Origin of the sequence: Streptococcus mitis (assembly GCF_003942965.1) — a bacterium.
GTDB classification, from domain to species: domain Bacteria; phylum Bacillota; class Bacilli; order Lactobacillales; family Streptococcaceae; genus Streptococcus; species Streptococcus mitis_BH.
This window is the reverse complement of record NZ_RJOG01000009.1, coordinates 46,697-68,511: the sequence shown is the minus strand read 5'-3', so window position 1 is coordinate 68,511 and position 21,815 is coordinate 46,697. Positions and strand designations below refer to the sequence as shown.

Genomic DNA, 21,815 nt, shown 5'->3' with positions numbered 1-21,815 from the left:
AAATAATGTTAGTAAGAATAAATGATAAGGATTTAAAATGGGAAATACCAAACGTGCAGTAGTATTTGCAGGTGATTACGCTTATATTCGACAAATCGAAACGGCAATGAAGTCACTCTGTCGACACAATAGTCATTTGAAAATTTATTTGCTCAATCAGGACATTCCCCAGGAATGGTTTAGTCAAATAAGAATATATTTACAAGAAATGGGGGGGGACTTGATTGATTGCAAGTTAATTGGCTCACAGTATAAAATGAACTGGTCTAATAAACTACCTCATATCAATCATATGACCTTTGCACGCTATTTTATTCCAGATTTTGTAACAGAAGATAAAGTTCTCTATCTAGATAGTGATTTGATTGTGACTGATGATTTGACCGATTTGTTTGAATTAGATTTAGGTGAAAACTATCTAGCAGCAGCACGTTCTTGCTTTGGAGCTGGAGTTGGCTTCAATGCTGGTGTTCTCTTGATTAACAACAAAAAATGGCGCTCTGAAACTATTCGACAAAAATTAATTGAATTAACAGAAAAAGAACATGAGAATGTTAAGGAGGGGGACCAATCAATTTTAAATATGTTGTTTAAAGATCAATATAGCCTGCTTGACGATAAATATAATTTTCAAATAGGTTTTGATGCTGGTGCAGCTGAAAAGAATCATACTTTTATTTTTGAAATTTCATTAACACCTTCTCCAAAAATTTTGCACTATATTTCTCCTGATAAACCGTGGAAGCAGTTTTCTGTTGGACGTCTGAGAGAAGAGTGGTGGAAGTACTCTTTTATGGAATGGAGTTATATAGTATTTAGCTGGAGAGAAAAGGGTGTTTTTTATTCTGCAGATATTTATAAACCAAAATTAACTTGTATGAATTTAACTAATTCTTGGTGTGTAGAAAAAATTGATTATCTAGTCGAACAACTACCAGAAGTACATTTTTATATAGCTGCTCATACTTTTATGTCGGATGAATTGAAAAGATTATCTAAGTATCAAAATGTGACTCTTTATCCTAATTCTTTTCCTATTTTGGTAGAAAAACTCCTAAAGAGTTCTGATATTTATTTAGATTTGAATTTAGATCAGAAACTAGTATATGTTTATGATTTGGTGAAGAAATANAATAAACCGATGCTTAGTTTTGAAAGTAGTCGATATCAAGAACTTTCGAATAGTCAGTATGCTGGACTTTACTCTAATGAAGCCCCTTGGGAGTTAGTTGACGCAATCAGAAATTATATTACAGACAAGTAAATCATGTTGATAAATGAGTTATTTATATGAATGGCTGGATAAAGATTTATTGACATATTCGGAGGTTAAAAGATAATGAGCGAATTAATTAGTGTTGTGGTACCGATATACAATACAGAGAAATATTTAGTGGAGTGTGTCGAAAGTATTAGGAAACAAACGTATTCTAATATTGAGATTATTTTAGTAGACGATGGATCAACAGATTCTTCTATTGAAATCTGTGATGAATTTGCAGAAAAAGATTCTCGGGTTAGAGTATTTCACAAAAAGAACGAAGGTGTGGCAATTGCAAGAAATTTTGGGATTCAACAGTCTAATGGCCAATATGTTATAATTGTAGATTCTGATGATATTGCAGTTGATAGAATGATTGAGGTTCTATATACTAAAATAAAGGAAAATGATGCCGATATAGCGGTAGGAAACTATTACATTTATGACGAAAGTGATGGTAATTTTTATTTTTATGTTACAGATCAAGATTATTGTGTAGAAGAGTTATCTTCACAAGAGTTAATAGACAGACAGTCAGGAGCATGGCAATGGAATAGTACCGCCTTCATGTTGACTACTTTTAAATTATATAAGAAAGTGTTATTTAATGATGTTTCCTTTACTCACGGTAGAAGATTTGATGATGAAGCTTCCACCCATAGATTGTTTTTAAAAAGTAAAAAAACAGTGTTTATCAATGATAACATCTATCTCTACAGAAGACGTTCAGGTAGTATTATGAGGTCTAAATTTGATCTTTCTTGGGCAAGAGATATTGTTGAAGTGTTTTCTAAGAAAATATCTGACTGTGTCTTGGCTGGTTTGGATGTTTCTGTTTTGCGTATTCGATTTGTCAATCTTTTAAAGGATTATAAGCAAACTTTAGAAGACCATCAATTAACAGATACTGAGGAATATAAAGATATTTGTTTCAGATTGAAGGTGTTTTTTGAAGCAGAACAAAGAAATAGTAAAAGTTGAAATAAAAAGATTGTTGTTTACCAGATAAAAAACAATGAAGGTAAAGGGAGTATTTTGTGACTAAAATTTATTCGTCAATAGCAGTAAAAAAAGGACTATTTACCTTATTTCTACTGTTTATCTATGTATTGGGAAGTCGTATTACTCTCCCTTTTGTTGACCTGAATAGTAAAGATTTTTTAGGAGGTTCAACAGCTTATCTAGCCTTCTCAGCCGCCCTAACAGGTGGAAATCTAAGAAGTTTGTCAATTTTTTCTGTTGGACTCTCCCCTTGGATGTCAGCTATGATTTTGTGGCAGATGTTTTCATATTCTAAAAAATTGGGGCTAAGTTCAACAGCGATTGAAATTCAAGATCGTCGAAAAATGTATCTGACCTTGCTGATTGCTGTTATTCAATCCTTGGCGGTTAGCTTGAGCTTGCCAGTACAATCCTCCTACTCGGCAATTTTGGTTGCTCTAATGAATACCTTGTTGCTGATAGCAGGAACATTTTTTCTTGTTTGGTTGTCAGATTTAAATGCTAGTATGGGGATTGGGGGTCCTATTGTAATCCTCCTATCCAGTATTGTTTTAAATATCCCTCAGGATGTTATTGAAACATTTCAAACGGTTCATATTCCAACAGGGATTATTGTGTTACTTGCTTTATTAACCGTTGTTTTTTCTTATTTACTTGCCATTATGTATCGAGCTCGCTATTTGGTTCCTGTTAATAAAATTGGCTTACACAATCGTTTTAAACGCTATTCTTATCTCGAAATCATGTTGAATCCTGCAGGTGGGATGCCTTATATGTATGTGATGAGTTTTCTTAGTGTACCAGCTTATCTGTTCATCTTGTTGGGATTTATTTTCCCTAATCATTCAGGGCTAGCGGCTTTATCAAAGGAATTTATGGTTGGGAAGCCTTTGTGGGTCTATGTTTATATTTCGGTCTTGTTTTTATTTAGTATTATTTTTGCATTTGTTACTATGAATGGAGAAGAGATTGCAGACCGCATGAAAAAATCTGGAGAATACATTTATGGAATTTATCCAGGAGAGGACACTAGTCGATTTATTAATCGATTGGTCCTTCGTTTCTCAGTCATAGGTGGTCTCTTTAATGTGATCATGGCAGGTGGTCCCATGCTTTTTGTTTTATTTGATGAAAAGTTATTACGATTGGCAATGATTCCAGGCTTGTTTATGATGTTTGGGGGCATGATTTTTACGATTAGAGACGAGGTCAAGGCTTTAAGGCTAAATGAGACCTATAAACCCTTGATTTAGGAGACTTTTATGTATTATTTTATTCCAGCTTGGTATGGTTCTGAGAGGAAATGGCATGCAGATATCACTCCATGGTATTTTTCTCACTTTCGTCTAGAGTTTGATGATACCTTTCACCAGCTTCGGCTCTTTCAAGAGCAAGATATAGATTCTCGTCTATTAGTATTAGCTTACCAGCCTCATCTACGTTATTTTTTACATAGACATGGTGTGTTAGAAACGGATACTTATTCCGTTTTTGATGTTATGCAAGATTTTCATAATCTCCATACCCAAGTGTTAAGCATTAGAGATATTGAGTGGGATGATGACTGTGAATTTATTTATAGTCCCTTTACGATTATCGTTCAAAAAAATGGGAAGAAATTTGCTAAGGTTGAACATGGGGTTGAAGGCTTTATCAGTGATATACAGTATTTTGAACCCAATGGTCAAGTAGATACGCACTATATCATGGATGATCGTGGTTTTGTATCGAGTGTTATCTTTTTTGAAGATGGCCAAGCGGCCTATCAAGAATATCTGAATCCCAAGGGAGTGTGGCAATTTAGAGAGCATTTAAAAGAAGACGGACGGGTAGAAATCAATCCAATTTTTGGTTATCGCTTTAAATCGTTTATCTACCAAAACATGGGAGACTTGGTGGCAGAATTTTTTGAGAATTATCTGCAAAAATATGTGAAGGACCAGGATATTTTTATGCTTCCTTCCCATTCTCATCATGATCAGCTGGTCTTAGACCGTTTACCTAGAAAAAATCCTAAACTATTGAGTCTTTTTATTGGGCGTAATCCTCAAGATACCTTTAGGGATTTAGATTTAACTTTTGAAAAATCTGATTTGATTTTGGTGGATAGAGAGGATAGTTTACGATTGTTGCAGGAGTTGTATCCTGAACGAATGCATCAATTTTATCATTTATCATCTTTTGACACCAGATTACGACTAGGGAGGAGCCAAACTAAGAAAGAATCCATCATTTTTTATCAACTGGATTTTGAGCAGGGGATTGATAATCAAGCTCTGCTTCAAGTCTTGTCCTTTGTCGCTGAAAATAAAGATACAGAGGTGATTTTTGGAGCATTTGCTGCTAGTCAAGATCAAATGAATGAGGTTGAAGGGATTGTTGAGTCTTTAATCCAAGAAAACATTCAATACGAAAGTCTAGGAAAGGCGATTGATTATGGTGATGCAGAAAATCCTCTAGAAGAAAATCAACACCAGGACTTACGCATGCAGTTTGTCAACTTGAATGATGAGTTAGATTTGATAAAAAACTTAGAATTTGTCCGTTTGATTGTGGATTTAAATAGACATCCTCATCTCTACACACAAATAGCTGGGATTAGTGCAGGAATTCCTCAAATCAATCTAGTTGAAACCGTCTATGTTGAACATTTAAAAAATGGTTATTTGCTAGCAGATGTGACAGAGTTTTCAAAGGCAGCACATTATTACACAGATAGGTTGAAAGAGTGGAATGAGTCCTTGATTTATTCGATTGAGAAAATTAAGGAGTACACTGGACAACAATTTCTTGGAAAATTAGATAAATGGATAGAGGAGGTTAAAAATGTCAAAGGAACTTAATATTTTACAGATAGGACTTGCCAATTGGGAAAATCAATATGACATAGCTGAAAATATGAGTTGGTATCATTTTTACCCAAACTCATCAGTAGCCCTTCGTGAAATAGTGGAAAAAGAGGATATTAGCCGTTTTCATGCCGTTTTAATAGAAGATGGTCAGTATGCCAAAGACTTATTTTCCTTTGTAAAATATTTTGAACCTTATACTTTGTTCTATAACCAGAATCTACAAATAAATGATAGAGAGGTTGTGGATTTTCTAAAAAAACGATGTGCACAAGCAATTGATTTTTCAAGTCCCCAACAATTAATCAATGATTTGAGTAAATCTCTTTTTGGCGGTGGGTATGGTGATAAGCTCTTTCCCTCGATGATACAAGTGAATCCAAATTTTACAGGAGCTATTTCTTATCAAGGATTGGATTATGTGAGTTTGGAAGGTGGATTTGGATCAGATTTTTCCCAGCTTTCCTATTGGGTTTATAATATTATGGTTCAAAAAACACTTCCTGTTGAGTTGTGGCTTGAATATGAAAAGCAAGGCAACTGTGACTTTCGTTTGGTCATCCGTAAAATGTGGAGTGGCTCTGTTGATGATTTCTTTGAAGAAATAATAGTGTCTGAGAAAGACTTGGAGCAAGCACTTGTTATGGATAGTCGAGATGGAGATTACGTTCTCTCGATATCTGTTGAAGCAAGAGGTCATGGAACTATCAAACTAGGTAATCTTCACCAACGTTGGAGTCGAAAACAATTTGGGAAGTTTGTACTTGGTGGAAATATTCTACATGATTCCAAGCGTGATGAAATAAACTATTTCTTCCACCCAGGTGATTTTAAACCGCCTTTGGCTGTCTATTTTGCAGGTTATCGACCTGCAGAAGGATTCGAGGGCTACTTTATGATGAAAACGCTAGGATGTCCCTTCATTTTATTTTCTGATCCACGTTTAGAAGGGGGAGCTTTTTATCTAGGAACCGATGAGCTAGAGGGAAAGGTCAAAGAAACGATAGCTCATTATCTTGATTATTTAGGATTTGATCGCAATGATTTGATTTTATCAGGACTTTCTATGGGAACATTTCCGGCTCTCTATTATGGTGCTTCTTTTGAACCTCATGCTATCATAGTTGGTAAGCCCTTGGCAAACTTAGGAACTATAGCTAGTCGCGGACGTTTGGACGCACCGGGTGTCTCTAACTTAGCTTTTGATTGTTTAATTCACCATACAGGTGGGACAAGTTCTCAAGATATTATGGAGTTAGATCAGCGTTTTTGGAAAATCTTTAAACAAGCAAATTTTTCAAAGACAACCTTTGGTTTGTCCTATATGAAGGATGAAGAAATGGATCCACAGGCTTATGAGAATCTAGTTACTTATTTATGTAATACAGGTGCCAAGATTTTGTCTAAAGGAACTGCTGGACGACACAATGATGATACAGATACCAATATTGCTTGGTTTATCCACTTTTATCGGATGGTACTAGCAAGTGGTTTTGGAAGGGAGAAAGAATGATTATCACACAGAGACAGTCTATTCATTGGGGAGAAGTAGGTGGAACTTATATGTACGGATCAACTGTATCTTATTACCCTGACAAAAGTGTCCGTCTGTATAATCCTCTATTGCCATCCGGTGAAATTCTCAAGACTTGGTTTTCTAGTGTCAATTACCAGGCTGCTCGGACTCAGCCCCAGCTTCCCTTACTAAAAAGAAATCAGGAGTATCAACTATCACTGTTTTTTGATTGTCAGCCTGAAAATGGGGTTTATACAAAGATAACTTTTTTTGACCGCTATGGTGATATTTTAGAAGAAAAGGTAGAAAAAGTGAAAGATTTCATATTTACTTATCCAGAGGATAGTTATACTTATCAAGTTTCTCTTTTAAGTGCTGGTTTTGAATCCTTAACTTTTTATCATTTTTCTATCAAGGAGATTAGAAGTGTTTAGACGTTTAGGTCAAGATTTCCAGCTTAGGAAAGTGAAAAAGATTTTAAAGAGGATCAATACCTTAAAAGGCAAGATGTCCTCTCTTTCGGATCAAGAACTAGTCGCTAAAACAGTGGAGTTTCGTCAGCGTCTTTCCAAGGGAGAAAGTCTAGATGATCTTTTAGTAGAAGCGTTTGCAGTGGTGCGTGAAGCAGACAGGCGGATTTTAGGGATGTTCCCCTATGATGTTCAGGTCATGGGAGCTATTGTCATGCACTATGGAAATGTTGCTGAGATGAATACGGGGGAAGGGAAAACCCTAACAGCTACTATGCCGGTCTATTTGAACGCTCTTTCAGGTCAAGGAGTGATGGTTGTTACGCCAAATGAGTATTTATCAAAGCGTGATGCTGAGGAAATGGGCCAAGTTTATCGTTTTCTAGGCTTGACCATTGGGGTACCATTTACAGGGGATCCAAAGAAGGAAATGAAAGCTGAAGAAAAGAAACGTATCTATGCTTCGGATATCATTTACTCAACCAATAGTAATTTAGGTTTTGATTACCTCAATGATAATCTGGCTTCGAATGAAGAAGGTAAATTTTTAAAACCTTTTAACTATGTGATTATCGATGAAATTGATGATATTTTATTGGATAGTGCACAAACTCCTTTGATTATTGCGGGTTCTCCCCGTGTTCAGTCTAATTACTATGCGATCATTGATACACTGGTGACAACGCTGGTCGAAGGAAAAGATTATATTTTCAAAGAGGAGAAGGAAGAGATTTGGATCACAACTAAAGGTGCCAAGTCTGCTGAAAGTTTCCTAGGAATTGACAACTTATATAAGGAAGAACATGCATCCTTTGCTCGTCATTTAGTTTATGCGATTCGAGCCCATAAACTTTACACTAAAGACAAGGACTATATCATTCGTGGAAATGAGATGGTATTGGTGGATAAGGGGACTGGTCGTTTAATGGAGATGACCAAACTGCAGGGAGGACTCCATCAGGCCATTGAAGCCAAGGAACATGTGAAGTTGTCTCCTGAAACGAGAGCCATGGCTTCCATCACCTATCAGAGTCTTTTTAAGATGTTTAAAAAAGTATCTGGGATGACGGGGACAGGAAAGGTAGCAGAAAAAGAATTTCTTGAGACTTATAATATGGCCGTTATTCGGATTCCAACCAATCGTCCTAGACAACGGATTGACTATCCAGATAATCTCTATGTGACTTTACCAGAGAAAGTGTATGCGTCTTTAGAATACATCAAAGAATACCATGCTAAGGGGAATCCCTTACTCGTTTTTGTAGGCTCAGTTGAAATGTCTCAGCTTTATTCATCTCTCTTGCTTCGTGAAGGAATTGCACATAATGTTCTCAATGCCAATAATGCTGCGCGTGAGGCCCAAATCATCGCGGAATCAGGTCAGATGGGGGCCGTGACAGTGGCTACCTCTATGGCAGGACGTGGTACGGATATTAAACTCGGTAAGGGAGTTGCAGAGCTTGGTGGATTAATTGTCATTGGAACAGAGCGGATGGAGAGTCAGCGGATTGACCTTCAAATCCGTGGACGTTCTGGCCGTCAGGGAGATCCTGGTATGAGTAAGTTTTTTGTATCACTGGAAGATGATGTTGTTAAGAAATTTGGTCCATCTTGGGTTCACAAGAAGTATAAAGATTACCAAGTTCAAGATATGACGCAACCAGAAATTCTCAAAGGTCGTAAGTATCGTAATCTGGTTGAAAGGGCGCAACATGCCAGTGATAGTGCTGGTCGAACTGCCCGTCGTCAGACCTTAGAGTATGCTGAGAGCATGAATATCCAACGTGATATGGTTTACAAGGAACGAAATCGTCTAATAGATGGTTCTCGTGACTTAGAAGATGTAGTTGTGGATATCATTGAGAGATATACAGAAGCGGTAGCGGCTGAACACTATGCCAGTCGTGAATTACTGTTTCACTTTATTGTTACCAATATCAGTTTCCATGTAAAGGAAATTCCAGATAATCTAGACCTATCTAATCAGAAACAAGTCCGCAACTTTATTCAACAAGTTGTGGGTAGAGAACTCTCTGAAAAGAAGGAATTACTGGAACAACATGACTTGTATGAACAGTATTTACGACTATCTCTACTTAAAGCTATAGATGATAACTGGGTAGAGCAGGTAGACTATCTACAACAATTATCTATGGCTATCGGTGGGCAATCTGCTGCACAGAAAAATCCAATTGTAGAATATTATCAAGAAGCCTATGCAGGCTTTGAAACGATGAAAGAGCAAATTCGTGCTGATATGGTACGGAATCTCCTGATGGGGCTGGTTGAGGTCACTCCAAAAGGTGAAATTGTGACTCATTTTCCATAAGAGGAGAAAATATGACAATTTACAATATAAATTTAGGACTTGGTTGGGCCAGTAGTGGTGTAGAATATGCTCAGGCCTATCGTGCCGGTATTTTTCGAAGTTTGAATTTACCCTCTAAATTTATCTTTACAGATATGATTTTAGCTGATAATATTCAGCATCTGACAGCCAATATTTGTTTTGATGATGAGCAAGTTATCTGGCTTTATAATCACTTTACAGATATCAAGATTGCACCAACTAGTGTAACAGTGGCTGATGTCTTGGCTACTGTTGACGGTGTTGAAAGTCGTAGAGAAAAGAATGGCAAGGTTTTGCGTGTCTTCTTTTCTGACCAAGATAAGTTTGTCACCTGTTATTTGGTTGATGAGAACAAGGACTTGGTTCAACATGTGGAGTATGTATTTAAGGGGAACCTGATTCGGAAAGATTACTTCTCTTATACTCGTTATTGTAGCGAATACTTTGCTCCCAAGGACAATGTTGCAGTCCTATACCAACGGACCTTTTACAATGAAGATGGAACTCCGGTCTATGATATCTTGATGAATCAAGGGAAGGAAGAAGTTTATCGTTTTAAGGATAAGATTTTCTATGGGAAGCCAGCTTTTATGCGTGCTTTTATGAAATCCTTGAATTTGAACAAGTCTGATTTGGTTATTCTGGATAGGGAGACAGGCATTGGTCAGGTTGTGTTTGAGGAAGCACAGGCCGCGCATCTAGCGGTAGTTGTTCATGCGGAGCATTATAGTGAAAATGCTACAAATGAGGATTACATCCTTTGGAATAACTATTATGACTATCAGTTTACAAATGCAGATAAGGTTGACTTCTTTATCGTATCAACTGATAAGCAGAGAGAAGTTCTGCAAGAGCAATTTGCTAAATACACCCAGCACCAACCAAAGGTTGTTACCATTCCTGTAGGAAGTATTGATTCCTTAACTGAGTCAAGTCAGGGACGTAAGCCATTTTCATTGATTACGGCTTCGCGTCTTGCCAAAGAAAAACACATTGATTGGTTGGTTAAGGCGGTTATTGAGGCTCGTAAGGAAATACCTGAATTGACCTTTGATATTTATGGTAGTGGTGGAGAAGATTCTCTTCTTCGAGAAATTATTGCTAGCCATAAGGCAGAAGACTATATCCAGCTCAAGGGGCATGCGGAACTTTCGCAGATTTATAGCCAGTATGAGGTCTATTTGACGGCTTCAACCAGCGAGGGCTTTGGTTTGACCTTGATGGAAGCTATTGGTTCAGGTCTACCTCTAATTGGTTTTGATGTGCCTTATGGTAATCAAACTTTTATAGAAGATGGGAAAAACGGTTATTTGATTCCAAGTTCATCTGACCATGTGGAAGATCAAATCAAGCAAGCTTTTGCAGCTAAGATTTGTCAATTGTATCAAGAAAATCGTTTGGAAACCATGCGTGCCCATTCTTACCAGATTGCAGAAGGCTTCTTAACCGAAGAAATTTTAGAAAAGTGGAAGAAAACAGTAGAGGAGGTGCTCCATGATTGAACTTTATGATCGTTATAGTCAGGAAAGTCGAGATTTACATGAAAGTCTAGTCGCTACTGGTCTTTCTCAACTTGGAGTGGTCATCGATGCAGATGGTTTTCTGCCTGATGGTCTGGTTTCTCCTTTTATCTATTATCTAGGCTATGAAAAGGGAAAACCTCTCTATTTCAACCAAGTTCCTGTTCCAGCTTTTTGGGAAATTTCAGGCAATAATCAGTCTGCTCGTATTGAAGATATGACACAGGAGAGAGCCGTCATTCATTACGCTGACGGAATGCAGGCTCGCTTGGTTAAGCAAGTAGATTGGAAAGACCTGGAAGGTCGAGTCCGTCAGGTTGACCATTACAATCGTTTCGGAGCTTGTTTTGCTACAACGACCTATAGCGCAGATAGTGAGCCGATTATGACGATTTACCAAGATGTCAATGGCCAGGAGGTATTACTTGAAAACCATGTGACGGGTGATATCTTATTGACCTTACCTGGTCAGTCCATGCGTTACTTTGCAAATAAGGTTGAATTTATCACCTTCTTTTTGCAAGATTTGGAAATAGATACAAGTCAGCTTATCTTTAATACTCTAGCGACTCCTTTCTTGGTTTCCTTCCATCATCCAGATAAATCTGGCTCAGATGTCTTGGTCTGGCAGGAACCTCTCTATGATACCATTCCAGGTAATATGCAGTTGATTTTGGAAAGTGATGATGTGCGTACTAAGAAGATTATCATTCCAAACAAGGCGACTTATGAACGTGCTTTAGAGTTGACTGACGAGAAATACCATGATCAATTTGTACAATTGGGTTACCATTATCAGTTTAAACGTGATAATTTCCTAAGACGAGACGCCTTAATCTTGACCAATTCAGATCAGATCGAGCAAGTAGAAGCAATCGTAGAAGCCTTGCCTGATGTTACCTTCCGTATCGCAGCGGTGACAGAGATGTCTTCTAAGCTTTTAGACATGCTTCGCTATCCTAATGTGGTTCTTTATCAGAATGCTAGTCCGCAGAAGATTCAGGAGCTCTATCAATTGTCGGATATTTATTTGGATATAAACCACAGCAATGAGTTGTTGCAGGCGGTGCGTCAGGCCTTTGAGCACAATCTCTTGATTCTTGGATTTAATCAGACAGTGCACAATAGACTTTATATCGCTCCAGACCATTTATTTGAAAGTAGTGAGGTTTCTGCTTTGGTTGAGACTCTAAAACTGGCCCTTTCAGATGTTACCCAAATGAGTCTGGCACTTGGGAAGCAAGGCCAACATGCGAATTATGTTGACTTGGTACGATATCAGGAAACCATGCAAACTGTTTTAGGAGGCTAACATGTCAGACGAAGATTTATTTTACAAAGACGTTGAAGGTCGCATGGAAGAGTTGAAACAAAAACCTATCAAGAAAGAAAAAGAAACCCGAGGGGAAAAGATTAGTAAAACTTTTTCACTCATCTTGGGTTTAATGATTTTGATTGGTTTGCTCTTTACTTTGTTGGGAATTTTGAGGTAGGCCTATGACTGACATACTGATTGTTTTAGCTATTGTCCTCTCTCTGGCTTTAATTGTATTGGTGACCATACAACCCCGTCAAAATCAATTATTCTCTATGGATGCGACCAGTAATATTGGTAAACCAAGCTACTGGCAGAGCAATACCTTGGTCAAGGTTCTTACTTTATTGGTGAGTTTGGCTTTATTCGTTTTACTGTTAACCTTTATGGTAATAACTTATAAATAAAAGAAAACTTCAGATATTCACCTTTTGTGATTGGTCTGAAGTTTTCTTTTTTACTGTCCATATTTTTGGTAAAAGTCAACTTTTACTTGGATGAAGGTTTTGGCTTCACGTAGGAGTTGAAGAAGTGTGGCACGGGTTTCAAATTCTTCTCTTGTCTTAGGCAGATTGCGATTACGGAAGACTTCCAGATAACGTTCAATTTCATCTAGCAAATCAGAAGCAGGATTGGTCTGGCTCAGTTGACCGGCAATTTTTGAAAAGAGTTGGGCTAAAATCAGACTTTCACTGGCAGCTAGGTGACAGGTGTTGATTTGCTGGGCCATATTTCGCAGGATACGGCTTTGTCGCTGTCTCATCTCAAAATAGTGGATATGGTAGTCAGTCTGGTGAAAGAGGTGGTCTGAGTGATCCAAATAGACCAGTCTGAGGGCTTCTTCCAAAAGGGTGTCTAATTCGTCAACTAACTGTGCTCGGTTGCGTCCATCCCCTCTGGATAAATAATATTTGAAGCGTTGAAGGATATCTTTTAACTTTTCTTCTACCAATGTGTGGTAGTGATGAATTTCCTCTTCTCGTGAAGGCATGTAGAGATTAACTAGTAAAGCAAATCCTGTACCGATTACAAAGAGAAGGAATTCATTGACTAGAAGGTTTGGAGAGGTTGACTCTTGTACCAAGAGGTGGCTAACCAAGACGCTACTTGGTGTGATGCCAATTTCCCAGCCCATCTTGTAGGCTAGAGGCACATAGAGGGCTAGATAGAGGCCAAGGCTCCAGATATGAAATCCGCTCAAGTGAAAAGCTAGAACTCCGATAACCAAAGCTAGAAGCATGGAAAAGAGGCGATTTCGGGCCAGTTTTAAGGTACTTCTACGGGTATCGGATAGGCTCAAGAGGGCGATGATTCCAGCCGAGACAGCTGAGGAGAGATTGAGAAAATAAGCAAGAAGGCAGGCAAGACAGGTAGCTAAGATGAGCTTGGTCGTACGTTGGCTAATAGACATAAGGATTTCCTAGTAAGTTAGAATAAAAGCGGAAAAGACAAGACCTGAGCAGGCTTGCCTTTATGAGTTATTTTTTACGGGCTGCCGCGTATTCGGCAACGGCAGTAAAGAGGACATCTGTTGAAGAGTTGAGAGCTGTTTCGCATGAATCTTGGATGACCCCAATCACAAATCCAACACCGACAACTTGCATGGCAATATCGTTAGAAATACCAAAAAGGCTACAAGCAACTGGGATAAGAAGGAGGGAACCTCCGGCAATACCAGAAGCACCACAGGCTGAGATTGCTGCTACTACACTGAGGACAAAGGCTGTCGCAAAGTCAACAGGGATTCCCAAAGTATTTACTGCAGCAAGGGTCAAAACGTTAATAGTAATCGCTGCTCCGGCCATGTTGATAGTAGAACCGAGTGGGATAGAAACCGAATAGGTATCTGGATCTAGTCCGAGGTCGTGGCAAAGTTTCATATTGACAGGGATGTTTGCCGCAGAACTACGAGTGAAGAAGGCTGTCACACCACTGACACGCAAACATTTCAAAACGAGGGGATAAGGATTTCTCTTCATAAAGAGGAAGGCAATTAGTGGATTGACTACCAGAGCCACAAAGAACATAGTTGTCACCAAGAGGGCAAGCAAGATTCCGTAGTTAGCTAGACTTCCGATCCCCTTATCAGAGATGGTTTTGAAGACAAGGCCAAGGATTCCAAATGGAGCTAGGTTGATGATCCATTCGACAATCTTAGAAGTCACATCAGCCATAGTTTTCAGCAATTCTTTACTATTTTTGCTGGCCTCTCTCATAGCAATACCGAAAACAACTGCCCAAGACAGGATACCGATGTAGTTGGCTGTGACAAGGGCATTGACTGGATTGTCAACCAGTTTGAGCAAGAGATTGCTGAGGACCTGGCCAATCCCATCTGGTGGTGCGATTTCTGTATTGGCACTATTTAAGGTAATCTCAACAGGGACTATGAAACTTGCTAGTACAGCGATAAGAGCAGCAGCAAAGGTTCCCACCAAGTAAAGAAAGATAACGGTTTTCATGTTGCTATCTTGTCCCTTTTGATGTTGGGAAAGGGCGTTAGCAACGAGGGCAAAGACTAGAATAGGTGCGATGGCTTTTAGACCGCCAACAAATAGATCTCCGAGTAGACCAATTCCTGAAATGTTAGGAAGTGTCAGTCCTAGGGTTCCTCCAATAAGCATACCAATCAAAATCCGTTTGATTAGGCTTGCCTTATTCCAAGCATGAATGAATTTTTTCATAACAACCTCCTTAGTTGTGTAATGTTTATGATTATAGTATAAATATGAACTAAAATCAAGAATTTTCTGTCTATTTTGGCTATTATTTTTGAATATTTATGGAGATTCATCACTTGTGAAAGTATGGTATAATAAATGAAAGGAGTTTTCTATGCAAGAATTTTTTAAAACCTACCTCAATAAGCTTGATGTTACAACGATTATTGAGAATATCTTAACCAAGTTAATTTCTCTGTTATTCCTATTTTTACTCTTTTATATAGCTAAGAAACTGCTCCATACCATGGTGCAGAGAATTGTTAAACCTTCTCTAAAAATGTCTCGTCATGATGTCGGGCGTCAGAAAACCATCTCACGTTTATTAGAGAATGTGTTTAATTATACCCTTTATTTCTTTTTGCTTTACTGTATCTTGTCTATTTTGGGTTTACCAGTTTCTAGTTTGCTGGCAGGTGCTGGGATTGCTGGGGTGGCCATTGGTATGGGAGCCCAAGGTTTTCTGTCTGATGTCATCAATGGCTTTTTCATCCTCTTTGAACATCAACTGGATGTGGGAGATGAGGTCGTTCTGACAAATGGGCCTATTACTGTATCGGGCAAGGTTGTCAGCGTCGGCATTCGAACAACGCAACTCAGAGGAGAAGACCAGGTTCTGCACTTCGTTCCCAATCGGAATATCACCGTTGTCAGCAATTTCTCTCGGACAGACCAGGCCTGAAATTTTAGCAGATTTATGGTACAATAGAAAGAGTTTGGTAAAGGAGAGAAGATGTTTTTAGAAAAACAGTTGGGCAATGGTTGTACCTGGATTAACCTAGATTTGGACAAGTTGAAAAAACTAGAGGACCTTTCTGAAATCTACGGTTTGGACAAGGAAACCATTGAATACGCGCTGGATAGAAATGAGCGCGCTCACATGGATTATCACCGTGAAAATGGGACTGTGACCTTTATCTACAATGTCTTGAACTTGAAAAAGGATAAGGAATACTACGAAGCTTTTCCTATGACCTTTATCGTGGAACATCGTCGCCTGATTACCATTAGTAATACCAAGAACGCCTATGTCATTGAACAGATGACCCGTTATCTGGAGAGTCATGACATGCTTTCGATTTACAAGTTTCTCTTTGCCAGTCTGGAAATCATCAGCAATGCCTACTATCCTGTCATCGAGCAGATGGACAAGAGTAAGGATGAGGTCAATGGTCTCCTACGTCAGCGGACGACCAAGAAAAACCTCTTTGCTCTGTCCGACTTGGAGACCGGTATGGTTTATCTTACTGCGGCTGCCAAGCAAAATCGCATGTTGCTAGAGCATATCCAAGGGCATGCCCTCTATCGCAGTTTTAACGAGATTGAGAGAGAACAGTTTGATGATGCTATGATTGAGGCACATCAGCTGGTATCCATGACAGACTTGATTTCTCAAGTACTCCAACAACTATCAGCATCTTACAACAACATCCTAAACAATAATCTGAATGATAATTTGACAACCTTGACCATCATTTCAGTCTTGCTAGCGGTTTTGGCAGTCGTGACAGGCTTTTTCGGAATGAATGTTCCCCTACCTTTAACAGATGAGCCCCATGCTTGGCTCTACATCAGTTTGGCTAGTGCTGGGTTGTGGATTGTCTTGTCATTGTTACTAAGGAAAATTGCGAAAAAAAGTTAAGAAAAGGAGCCAGAATGGCAATTGAAAATTACATGCCAGATTTTGCTGTGGAAGCAGTTTATGATCTGACAGTCCCAAGCCTGCAGGCGCAGGGAATCAAGGCTGTTTTGGTCGATTTGGACAATACCCTCATTGCTTGGAACAACCCTGATGGGACGCCAGAGATGAAGCAATGGCTACATGACCTTCGGGACGCGGGCATTCGCATTATCGTAGTCTCAAATAACACCAAAAAACGTGTCCAACGAGCAGTTGAGAAATTTGGGATTGATTACGTTTATTGGGCTCTGAAACCCTTCACATTTGGGATTAATCGTGCCATGAAGGAATTCCACTATGAGAAAAGCGAAGTGGTCATGGTTGGTGACCAGCTCATGACAGATATACGAGCAGCCCACCGTGCAGGCATTCGCTCGATTTTAGTCAAACCCTTGGTCCAACATGACTCGATCAAAACGCAAATTAACCGAGCTCGTGAGCGCCGTGTGATGCGAAAAATCACTGAAAAGTACGGACCGATTACATATAAAAAAGGAATTTAACTATGGAAGAAATTCTCTGTATTGGTTGTGGAGCAACCATTCAGACGACAGACAAGGCTGATCTTGGTTTTACTCCCCAGTCGGCACTTGAAAAAGGTTTGGAGACTGGCGAAGTCTATTGCCAACGCTGTTTCCGTCTCCGCCACTACAATGAAATCACGGATGTCCAGTTGACGGACGACGATTTCCTCAAGCTCTTGCACGAGGTAGGAGACAGTGATGCTTTGGTGGTTAATGTCATTGATATATTTGATTTTAATGGCTCTGTTATCCCAGGCTTGCCACGTTTTGTATCGGGTAATGATGTTCTCTTGGTTGGAAATAAAAAAGATATCTTGCCCAAGTCTGTTAAACCGGGTAAGATTAGCCAATGGCTGATGGAGCGTGCCCACGAAGAAGGTCTTCGTCCAGTCGATGTCGTCCTAACTTCGGCACAAAACAAACATGCCATCAAGGAAGTCATTGACAAAATCGAGCACTACCGAAAGGGCCGCGATGTCTATGTGGTCGGTGTGACCAACGTTGGAAAATCAACTCTAATCAATGCTATTATCCAAGAAATCACGGGTGACCAGAACGTCATTACGACTTCACGCTTCCCAGGGACAACCTTGGACAAGATTGAGATTCCGCTTGACGACGGCTCTTATATCTACGATACACCGGGGATTATCCACCGCCACCAGATGGCTCACTACTTGACGGCCAAAAACCTCAAATATGTCAGCCCTAAAAAGGAAATCAAGCCAAAAACCTATCAGCTCAATCCAGAGCAAACCTTGTTTCTAGGAGGTCTCGGACGCTTTGACTTCATTGCAGGTGAAAAGCAAGGATTTACTGCTTTCTTTGACAATGAACTCAAACTCCATCGTACCAAACTTGAAGGCGCTAGTGCTTTCTACGATAAGCACGTCGGAACCCTTCTGACACCGCCAAATAGCAAGGAAAAAGAAGATTTTCCAAAATTAGTCCAGCATGTATTTAATATTAAGGAGAAGACTGACCTAGTCATCTCAGGCCTAGGCTGGATCCGCGTAACAGGAACTGCCAAAGTCGCAGTCTGGGCACCAGAAGGCGTCGCCGTCGTCACACGAAAAGCAATTATTTAAACACAGAAAGGAAAGGGTTGTCTAAATTCGTGCGAGCCCTGCGAGCCCACAGCGAATACTTTTCACTGTGGTGTTAGTTGGTACAAGTGATTGTACCAACTGCGGAAAATTTGAGACCTTAGGCTCAAATTTTAGTCATGAAAGTCCGAAGGACTTTGCTGACGTCCGTCACCACTTCAGAAAAGTATAAAAAGAAACTCTTTTAAAGAAATTATGTCATTAACATCAAAACAACGTGCCTTTCTCAACAGCCAGGCACACACCCTCAAACCCATCATCCAAATTGGAAAAAATGGACTTAACGACCAAATCAAAACCAGCGTCCGTCAGGCACTTGACGCACGCGAATTGATTAAGGTAACGCTCTTACAAAACACAGATGAAAACATCCACGAAGTAGCTGAAATCTTGGAAGAAGAAATCGGTGTTGACACAGTCCAAAAAATCGGACGCATCTTGATTTTGTATAAACAATCTAGCAAGAAAGAAAATCGAAAGATTTCTAAAAAAGTCAAAGAAATCTAAGACCGAAACTCCAAATAACTGTTTTTACAGAGAAATAAAGGAGACTAGCCTATGGCAATTGAATTATTAACTCCCTTTACCAAAGTAGAGTTGGAGCCAGAAATCAAGGAGAAAAAACGAAAACAAGTCGGGATTTTAGGGGGGAATTTTAACCCTGTTCACAATGCCCATCTGATTGTTGCGGATCAAGTGCGCCAGCAGTTGGGATTAGATCAAGTTCTGCTTATGCCTGAATACCAACCTCCTCATGTAGATAAAAAGGAAACAATCCCTGAACACCATCGTCTCAAGATGATTGAGTTGGCGATTGAGGGGATTGAAGGTCTGGACATTGAAACTATTGAGTTGGAACGCAAGGGCATTTCTTATACCTATGACACCATGAAAATCTTAACAGAGCAACATCCAGATACGGATTATTACTTTATCATCGGTGCCGATATGGTTGACTATCTGCCTAAGTGGTACCGAATTGATGAACTGGTAGATATGGTTCAGTTTGTGGGAGTTCAGCGCCCACGCTACAAGGCAGGGACTTCCTATCCCGTTATCTGGGTGGATGTGCCTCTCATGGATATCTCGTCTAGTATGGTGCGTGACTTCCTTGCCCAAGGTCGGGAACCCAACTTTCTCCTACCTCAGCCTGTGCTAGACTACATCGAGAAGGAGGGACTCTACTGATGGCCTATCAAGACTATATCAACTGCTCTCGTGAGGCTTTGTTGGAAAAAATGGCAGAGCTTCTGCCTGAAAAACGCTTAACCCATTGCTTGGGTGTGGAGAGTGCAGCCATAGAACTGGCTCAGCGCTTTGGAGTTGATGTCGAGAAAGCAGGTCTTGCAGGCCTTCTTCATGACTATGCTAAAAAGTTGTCAGATCAGGAATTTCTGGATTTGATTGACCGTTACCAGCTAGATTCTGATCTCAAAAACTGGGGCAATAATGTCTGGCATGGCATGGTTGGCATCTACAAGATTCAGGAAGATTTGAATTTGCATGATTCTGAAATCCTGCGAGCTATTGAAATCCATACAGTCGGGGCGGCTCAGATGACAGACCTAGACAAGGTTATCTATGTCGCAGACTATATAGAGCACAATCGTGCCTTTCCTGGAGTGGATGTGGCACGTGAGATTGCAAGTCTATCGCTCAATAAGGCGGTGGCCTACGAAACAGCTCGCACTGTGGAGCATCTAGCTCATCAGGGATTCCCCATCTATCCCCAAACCCTTGAAACCTATAACGCCTGGGTGCACTATTTGAAAGAGGACTAAATGAAGACGGCTTTTATAATCATTGATGTTCAGAATATTTTAGTGGAAACCGGTTTTCAGACAAATAGTCTATTGGAAAAAATTTCTTATTTACAAAACCATGCTAGAAGTAAGAATATCGAAATTATCTATGTTCAACATATTGAGAATCCTGAAGCTCAAACATCAGAAGATTGGCAGTTATCTGCGCTTTTAAATCGAAAACCTGATGAAAAGGTCTTTCAGAAGAAGTATAATAGTATTTTCAAAGAAACTGGCTTAAAAGAATACTTGGATAAACAGGGGATTGAAAAATTAGTTTTATGTGGCATGCAGACAGAATATTGTGTGGATACCTCTGTCAAGGTTGCCTTTGAATATGGCTATAAGCTGATTATTCCAGAAGGTGCTGTCACAACCTTTGATGGGGATGACATTCCAGCAGAAACGATAAATGAATTTTATGAGGACATTTGGGAGAATCGCTTTGCAGATGTCCTAGATTATAAAAATATTTTTTAAAAGAGGACTAAATGAACGAAAAAGAATTACTAGAACTAGTCGTGAAAGCGGCTGATGAGAAACGTGCGGAGGATATCCTCGCACTTGACGTACAAGATTTGACTAGCGTGACGGATTACTTTGTTATTACTAGTTCAATGAATAGCCGTCAGTTGGACGCTATCGCTGATAACATCCGTGAAAAAGTAGCTGATGCAGGCTTTAAAGGTAGCCATATCGAAGGCGATGCAGCTGGAGGTTGGGTCTTACTAGACCTCGGCGCTGTCGTTGTGCATGTCTTTTCAGAAGAAATGCGTGCCCACTATAACCTAGAAAAGCTATGGCATGAGGCAAATTCAGTAGATATTTCAGAAGCTCTTGCTTAGAAGATGAACTCAGTTGTAGTCAACTGGGTTTTATTTGCTTATTTTAGAAAAATTGATAGAAAGGTAAAGGGCGAGTGGTGTTTGCCATGGAGGCTCTTGGTATCATGATTATGGCAACTTATGAAACCTTTGCGGCTGTTTACGATGCAGTGATGGATGATAGTTTATACGATAAATGGACGGACTTTTCTCTTCGTCATTTGCCAAAAACTAAGGAGAGAAAGAAACTCTTGGAATTGGCTTGTGGGACAGGGATTCAGTCTGTTCGCTTCTCTCAGGCTGGTTTTGAAGTGACTGGACTTGACTTGAGTGCGGATATGTTGAAGATTGCCGAGAAGAGAGCTTCTTCAGCAAAACAAAAGATTGACTTTATTGAAGGCAATATGCTGGATTTGTCTAAGGCAGGTAAATTTGACTTTGTCACGTGTTATTCGGACTCTATCTGCTACATGCAGGATGAGGTGGAAGTGGGAGATGTCTTTAAAGAAGTGTATAATGCCCTCAACGAAGACGGCGTCTTTATCTTTGATGTGCACTCGACCTACCAGACAGACGAAGTTTTTCCAGGCTATTCCTACCATGAAAATGCAGAAGATTTCGCTATGCTCTGGGATACCTACGAGGACGAAGCACCTCACTCCATCGTGCATGAGTTGACCTTTTTCGTCAAGGAAGCAGACGGCTCTTTTAGTCGCCACGATGAAGTGCATGAGGAAAGGACCTACGAGGTCTTGACCTATGATATTTTGCTGGAACAGGCTGGTTTCAAGTCCTTCAAACTTTATGCGGACTTTGAGGACAAAGAGCCTACAGAAACTAGCACCCGTTGGTTTTTTGTCGCGCAGAAGTAGGAG

At 39.7% G+C, this 21,815-nt stretch carries 23 protein-coding genes; 21 read left to right on the top strand and 2 right to left on the bottom strand.

The window, feature by feature from the left end; translation table 11 throughout:
* The first annotated feature begins 37 nt into the window (after nt 1-37).
* From D8837_RS04240 to asp5, 11 genes are all read left to right on the top strand, one after another.
* Complete coding sequence (locus D8837_RS04240) at nt 38-1,264, top strand: glycosyltransferase family 8 protein (protein ID WP_125456300.1); 1,227 nt, start codon at nt 38-40, stop codon at nt 1,262-1,264.
* A gap of 75 nt (nt 1,265-1,339) precedes the next feature.
* Nucleotides 1,340-2,242, top strand: a complete 903-nt coding sequence (locus tag D8837_RS04235) for a glycosyltransferase family 2 protein (RefSeq protein ID WP_125456299.1) — start codon at nt 1,340-1,342, stop codon at nt 2,240-2,242.
* 56 nt (nt 2,243-2,298) lie between these two features.
* Nucleotides 2,299-3,516, top strand: a complete 1,218-nt coding sequence (gene secY2, locus D8837_RS04230) for an accessory Sec system protein translocase subunit SecY2 (RefSeq protein ID WP_125456298.1) — start codon at nt 2,299-2,301, stop codon at nt 3,514-3,516.
* Nucleotides 3,517-3,525: 9 nt separating this feature from the next.
* Nucleotides 3,526-5,106 (top strand): accessory Sec system protein Asp1, encoded by a 1,581-nt coding sequence (gene asp1, locus D8837_RS04225; protein WP_125456297.1) that lies wholly within the window; start codon nt 3,526-3,528, stop codon nt 5,104-5,106.
* Nucleotides 5,090-6,625 carry an accessory Sec system protein Asp2 gene (gene asp2 / locus D8837_RS04220; protein WP_185755664.1) on the top strand — a complete coding sequence of 512 codons (1,536 nt, stop codon included), beginning with the start codon at nt 5,090-5,092 and terminating at the stop codon, nt 6,623-6,625. The genes asp1 and asp2 overlap by 17 nt, the downstream gene beginning before the upstream one ends.
* On the top strand, nt 6,622-7,062 hold the full coding sequence (asp3, locus tag D8837_RS04215) for an accessory Sec system protein Asp3 (protein WP_125456296.1): 441 nt from the start codon (nt 6,622-6,624) through the stop codon (nt 7,060-7,062). Before asp2 ends, asp3 begins: the two co-directional genes overlap by 4 nt.
* The gene (gene secA2 / locus D8837_RS04210) at nt 7,055-9,427 is read left to right on the top strand and encodes an accessory Sec system translocase SecA2 (RefSeq protein ID WP_125456295.1); all 2,373 of its coding nucleotides are present in this window, start codon (nt 7,055-7,057) and stop codon (nt 9,425-9,427) included. Before asp3 ends, secA2 begins: the two co-directional genes overlap by 8 nt.
* Before the next feature lie 11 nt (nt 9,428-9,438).
* Nucleotides 9,439-10,950 (top strand): accessory Sec system glycosyltransferase GtfA, encoded by a 1,512-nt coding sequence (gtfA, locus tag D8837_RS04205; RefSeq protein ID WP_125456294.1) that lies wholly within the window; start codon nt 9,439-9,441, stop codon nt 10,948-10,950.
* The gene (gene gtfB / locus D8837_RS04200; protein ID WP_125456293.1) at nt 10,943-12,280 is read left to right on the top strand and encodes an accessory Sec system glycosylation chaperone GtfB; all 1,338 of its coding nucleotides are present in this window, start codon (nt 10,943-10,945) and stop codon (nt 12,278-12,280) included. The genes gtfA and gtfB overlap by 8 nt, the downstream gene beginning before the upstream one ends.
* A gap of 1 nt (nt 12,281) precedes the next feature.
* Nucleotides 12,282-12,461 (top strand): accessory Sec system protein Asp4, encoded by a 180-nt coding sequence (asp4, locus tag D8837_RS04195; protein ID WP_001278707.1) that lies wholly within the window; start codon nt 12,282-12,284, stop codon nt 12,459-12,461.
* Between the two features lie 4 nt (nt 12,462-12,465).
* Entirely contained in the window at nt 12,466-12,690 is a 225-nt protein-coding gene (asp5, locus tag D8837_RS04190) for an accessory Sec system protein Asp5 (RefSeq protein ID WP_033689239.1), read from the top strand.
* Nucleotides 12,691-12,740: 50 nt separating this feature from the next.
* Here the strand turns inward: asp5 and D8837_RS04185 are convergent, their stop codons facing one another.
* Together D8837_RS04185 and sstT are read right to left on the bottom strand one after the other, a co-directional pair.
* Nucleotides 12,741-13,694 carry an aromatic acid exporter family protein gene (locus D8837_RS04185; protein WP_125456292.1) on the bottom strand — a complete coding sequence of 318 codons (954 nt, stop codon included), beginning with the start codon at nt 13,692-13,694 and terminating at the stop codon, nt 12,741-12,743.
* 67 nt (nt 13,695-13,761) lie between these two features.
* The gene (gene sstT / locus D8837_RS04180; RefSeq protein WP_020901597.1) at nt 13,762-14,967 is read right to left on the bottom strand and encodes a serine/threonine transporter SstT; all 1,206 of its coding nucleotides are present in this window, start codon (nt 14,965-14,967) and stop codon (nt 13,762-13,764) included.
* Nucleotides 14,968-15,118: 151 nt separating this feature from the next.
* Here sstT and D8837_RS04175 point away from each other — a divergent pair, with 151 nt between their 5' ends.
* The 10 genes from D8837_RS04175 (at nt 15,119) to D8837_RS04130 (ending at nt 21,812) form a co-directional block, all read left to right on the top strand.
* Nucleotides 15,119-15,685, top strand: a complete 567-nt coding sequence (locus D8837_RS04175) for a mechanosensitive ion channel family protein (RefSeq protein ID WP_049551568.1) — start codon at nt 15,119-15,121, stop codon at nt 15,683-15,685.
* A 51-nt stretch (nt 15,686-15,736) separates the two neighbouring features.
* Nucleotides 15,737-16,645: a magnesium transporter CorA family protein gene (locus tag D8837_RS04170; RefSeq protein ID WP_125410167.1), complete on the top strand. Its 909-nt coding sequence runs from the start codon at nt 15,737-15,739 to the stop codon at nt 16,643-16,645.
* Nucleotides 16,646-16,659: 14 nt separating this feature from the next.
* A complete protein-coding gene (locus D8837_RS04165) occupies nt 16,660-17,187 on the top strand; it encodes a YqeG family HAD IIIA-type phosphatase (RefSeq protein ID WP_049488402.1) in 528 nt (175 codons plus the stop codon).
* A 2-nt stretch (nt 17,188-17,189) separates the two neighbouring features.
* A complete protein-coding gene (gene yqeH / locus D8837_RS04160; RefSeq protein ID WP_125456291.1) occupies nt 17,190-18,296 on the top strand; it encodes a ribosome biogenesis GTPase YqeH in 1,107 nt (368 codons plus the stop codon).
* A gap of 213 nt (nt 18,297-18,509) precedes the next feature.
* Nucleotides 18,510-18,821, top strand: coding sequence for a ribosome assembly RNA-binding protein YhbY (yhbY, locus tag D8837_RS04155; protein ID WP_000060171.1), 312 nt, complete (start codon nt 18,510-18,512; stop codon nt 18,819-18,821).
* Nucleotides 18,822-18,872: 51 nt separating this feature from the next.
* Entirely contained in the window at nt 18,873-19,502 is a 630-nt protein-coding gene (locus D8837_RS04150; protein ID WP_125456290.1) for a nicotinate-nucleotide adenylyltransferase, read from the top strand.
* Nucleotides 19,502-20,095 (top strand): bis(5'-nucleosyl)-tetraphosphatase (symmetrical) YqeK, encoded by a 594-nt coding sequence (gene yqeK / locus D8837_RS04145; protein ID WP_125456289.1) that lies wholly within the window; start codon nt 19,502-19,504, stop codon nt 20,093-20,095. Before D8837_RS04150 ends, yqeK begins: the two co-directional genes overlap by 1 nt.
* Nucleotides 20,096-20,596 (top strand): cysteine hydrolase family protein, encoded by a 501-nt coding sequence (locus D8837_RS04140; protein ID WP_078237884.1) that lies wholly within the window; start codon nt 20,096-20,098, stop codon nt 20,594-20,596.
* Nucleotides 20,597-20,607: 11 nt separating this feature from the next.
* Nucleotides 20,608-20,961, top strand: a complete 354-nt coding sequence (gene rsfS / locus D8837_RS04135; protein WP_049546916.1) for a ribosome silencing factor — start codon at nt 20,608-20,610, stop codon at nt 20,959-20,961.
* A gap of 110 nt (nt 20,962-21,071) precedes the next feature.
* A complete protein-coding gene (locus D8837_RS04130) occupies nt 21,072-21,812 on the top strand; it encodes a class I SAM-dependent DNA methyltransferase (protein WP_185755666.1) in 741 nt (246 codons plus the stop codon).
* The last annotated feature ends 3 nt before the right edge of the window (nt 21,813-21,815 follow it).